The organism is Cellulosimicrobium cellulans (assembly GCF_042723955.1).
Taxonomy (GTDB): domain Bacteria; phylum Actinomycetota; class Actinomycetes; order Actinomycetales; family Cellulomonadaceae; genus Cellulosimicrobium; species Cellulosimicrobium cellulans_H.
Genome location: NZ_JBHXIC010000164.1, coordinates 1 through 3371, shown reverse-complemented (window position 1 = coordinate 3371; position 3371 = coordinate 1). Strand labels below are relative to the sequence as shown.

General features: G+C 72.4%; 3 protein-coding genes. 1 reads left to right on the top strand and 2 read right to left on the bottom strand.

The genetic code is table 11. The annotated features are described in order from the left end of the window. Positions 1 to 99: 99 nt before the first annotated feature. A complete protein-coding gene (locus ACFWH7_RS20925; RefSeq protein WP_378219595.1) occupies positions 100 to 972 on the bottom strand; it encodes an ABC transporter permease subunit in 873 nt (290 codons plus the stop codon). Continuing rightward, positions 969 to 1958 (bottom strand): ABC transporter ATP-binding protein, encoded by a 990-nt coding sequence (locus ACFWH7_RS20920; protein WP_378219593.1) that lies wholly within the window; start codon positions 1956 to 1958, stop codon positions 969 to 971. Before ACFWH7_RS20920 ends, ACFWH7_RS20925 begins: the two co-directional genes overlap by 4 nt. 377 nt (positions 1959 to 2335) lie before the next feature. On the opposite strand from ACFWH7_RS20920, the gene ACFWH7_RS20915 reads away from it, so the two are divergent. Beyond that, positions 2336 to 3232 carry a Bax inhibitor-1/YccA family protein gene (locus ACFWH7_RS20915; RefSeq protein WP_378219591.1) on the top strand — a complete coding sequence of 299 codons (897 nt, stop codon included), beginning with the start codon at positions 2336 to 2338 and terminating at the stop codon, positions 3230 to 3232. The last annotated feature ends 139 nt before the right edge of the window (positions 3233 to 3371 follow it).

Here is a 3371-nt window from a genome sequence, read left to right as displayed (position 1 = left end):
GGGGGGGGGGGGCGCGGGGGGGGCGTGGGGGGCCGCCCCCGCCCCGGGCCCCCGGGCGGGTGTGTGGGCGCGCCCGCGGCGGGGTGGTGGGCCGGGAGGTCACGCGTCCCGGCGCTTGAGCACGACCGCCGCGGCGACGGTCAGCGCCGCGGTCCAGCCGGCGAGCACCGCGAAGCCGGGCCACGGGCCGATCGCGTCGGGGGACGACATCCCGCCGCCGAGCACGACCTGCTCGCCCGCAGAGGCGGGCAGCGAGTTCATGAGCGCCTGGACCCAGTCGGCTCCCGTGACGCCCATGACGATGTTGAGCACCATCGAGAGGACGAAGAACACCGCGACGAGCGTGAAGATCGCGCCGGCCGAGCTGCGGAGCAGCACACCGACGGCGACGGAGAACAGCGCGACCGCGGTGAGGTACAGCACGGCACCGATCAGGGCACGCTGGTCGTCGGCGGAGGAGAAGTCGGCCGTCATGTCCTTGCCGGACAGGATGGGGTAGGTCACGAGGTAGGAGAGCCCGACCGCGACGGCGGTCGTGATCGCGGTGACGACCCCGACGACGATCATCTTCGCCGCGAGTGCCGGCAGCCGGCGCGGTACGGCGGAGAGCGTGGAGCGGATCATGCCGGTCGAGTACTCGCCCGTGACGGTGAGCGCACCGAGCACGGCGACAGCGAGCTGCGCGAACGAGTAGCCCACCGTGATGACCATGACACCGATGCCGTCGGTCGTGCCCATCCCCATATCCTCGGGCGAGCCGCCCGCGGAGTCCATCGACGACACGACTGCGGCGAACATGAGCGAGAAGCCGACCATGACGACGACGGTGATGCCGAGCGTCCACCACGTGGAGCGCAGCGAGCGGAACTTGATCCACTCCGAGCGGAGCACGTGGCCGAACGTGAGGCGGTACGGGGACGTGCGGGACGCCGTCGGGCTGGCGGCGCCGGGGGCGAGGGTCGTGGCGCTCATCGCTGCGCTCCTTCGAGGGAGTCGGTGGGGGCCGGCGCACCCGCGGGCGCACCCGCCGCGCCGTGGCCGATGTGGATCTGCGCGGACTCGGTCTGGTACTCGACCGCGTCGGCCGTGAGGGCCATGTAGGCGTCCTCGAGGGTCGACGTGACGGGCGTGAGCTCGTGCAGGACGAAGCCCTTCGCGGCGGCGAGCTCGCCGATCCCGGGCGCGTCGGCGCCGGTGACCACGAGCAGGCTCGGCTCGTCGCTCGTGACGGTCGCGCCGTCGCTCGTGAGGATCTCGGCGAGCTGCGTCGCGTGCGGCGTGCGGACGCGGACCGTGCGCTGCTGGGAGCCGTTGACGATGTCGCTCACCGGGGCGTCCGCGATGATGCGGCCCTTGCCGATGACGACGATGTGGTCGGCCGTGAGCGCGACCTCGCTCATGAGGTGGCTCGACAGGAAGACCGTGCGGCCCTCCGACGCCAGGTACTTCGCGAGGTTGCGCACCCACAGGACGCCCTCGGGGTCGAGGCCGTTGACCGGCTCGTCGAGGATGAGCGTCTTGGGGTCGCCCAGCAGCGCGGACGCGATGCCCAGGCGCTGGCCCATGCCGAGCGAGAAGCCGCCGACGCGCTTCTTCGCGACCGACTGGAGGCCGGTCATCTCGATGACCTCGTCGACGCGCTTGGTCGGGATGCCGTGCGTCGCGGCCATCGCGAGGAGGTGGTTGTAGGCGGTGCGCCCGGTGTGGACGGCCTTCGCGTCGAGCAGCGCGCCCACCTCGGTGAGGGGGGAGCGGTGCTGCGCGTACGGGCGCCCGTTGACGGTGACGGTCCCCGCGGTCGGGCGGTCCAGACCCATGATCATGCGCATGGTCGTGGACTTGCCGGCGCCGTTGGGGCCGAGGAAGCCGGTGACGGTCCCGGGACGCACGGTGAACGAGATGCCGTCCACCGCGGTCTTGGGCCCGTACCGCTTGGTCAGGCCGCGTGCTTCGATCATGACTTCGCCCCTCCGAGGGTCGTTCGTCCGGGATGGTTCTGGTGCTCGCGGGCGGGGGTCGTGCCGGTCGGACCGAGGCCCTCTCCGCGAGGTACGTCTCGAGCCTAGGGACGTGCACGACGTCGGACAGCCCCCGTGCGACGTATCTTGCCCGGGGTATGGGCCGGGCGGCGTACACCGCGCGGCGTACGCGCCACGTCGTCGGGTGGTCCGCTGGTCGGGACTTCGCCCCCGAGAGGCGAAAGAGCCCGCGGGAACAGTGGCCACGGCTCGCACGTTCCCTAGGATGAACACAGGCCAGCGACACCCGACTCGAGGCGAGACGCCGATGACGAGGCCCGCTGAGAGGTAGTGGACGCCGCGACCAGGAGGAGCTCATGAGCAACCCCGTCTTCAACAACAGCGCGGTCTTCGGGGATCCGAGGAACCAGCGCGGTGGGGCGGCCACGCAGGCCGGACCCGCCTACGGGAGCGCGCCGCCGCAGGGCCAGGGCCCCGCGTACGGCACGCCGCCCCAGCAGGGCGCGCAGTGGGGTGCCTACGGCGCCCAGACCGCCGATGCCGCGTCGCTCGACGCGATGTACCACGCGCCGGCGGCGACCACGGCGGACACCAAGAGACTGACCTACGACGACGTCATCATGAAGACGGGCGGGCTGCTGGCCCTCCTCGTCGTCGTCGCGGCCGGTTCGTGGATCGTCACGCCCCAGATGCCGGCCCTGTGGATCGGCGGCGCGATCGTCGGCCTGGTCCTGGGTCTCGTCAACGCGTTCAAGCGGAACCCGAGCCCGCTGCTCATCACGCTCTACACGGTCGCCCAGGGCGTGTTCCTGGGGGGCATCAGCCGGTTCTACGAGGCGCAGTGGAGCGGTGTCGTGCCGTCGGCGGTCGTCGCCACGATCGCGACCTTCGCGGCCGCCCTGTTCCTGTTCAAGTCCGGCAAGGTACGGGTCACGCCGAAGTTCACGCGCTGGCTCCTCATCGCGATGGTCGGCTACCTCGCCTTCTCGCTGGTCAACGTCGTCCTGCTCATGTTCGGCGCGCTCGACGGCTGGGGCCTGCGCGGGGGCACGCTCGGCATCGTGGTGAGCCTGGTCGCGGTCGGCCTCGCCGCCGCGTCGCTCATCGTCGACTTCGACTCGATCAAGCGCGGCGTCGAGGGCGGCGTGCCCGCCAAGTTCGCGTGGTCGGCCGCGTTCGGCCTCCTCGTCACGCTGATCTGGCTCTACCTCGAGTTCCTGCGTCTCTTCGCGATCCTGCAGAGCAGCGACTGACGGTGGCGCGCAGCACCCGTGAACCGGGGGCCGCCGGGGGGGGGTGGCGCGCCGGGGGGGGGGGGTGGTGGACCCGCGGGGGGGGGGCGGGCGGGCGGGGGCTGGGGGGGGGGCTGGGGGCGCGTGGGGGGGGGGGCGC

Bases quoted from the DNA above. Each gene is read 5' to 3' on its own strand.
- ACFWH7_RS20925 (WP_378219595.1), bottom strand. From the start codon at position 972: ATGAGCGCCACGACCCTCGCCCCCGGCGCCGCCAGCCCGACGGCGTCC.
- ACFWH7_RS20920 (WP_378219593.1), bottom strand. From the start codon at position 1,958: ATGATCGAAGCACGCGGCCTGACCAAGCGGTACGGGCCCAAGACCGCG.
- ACFWH7_RS20915 (WP_378219591.1), top strand. From the start codon at position 2,336: ATGAGCAACCCCGTCTTCAACAACAGCGCGGTCTTCGGGGATCCGAGG.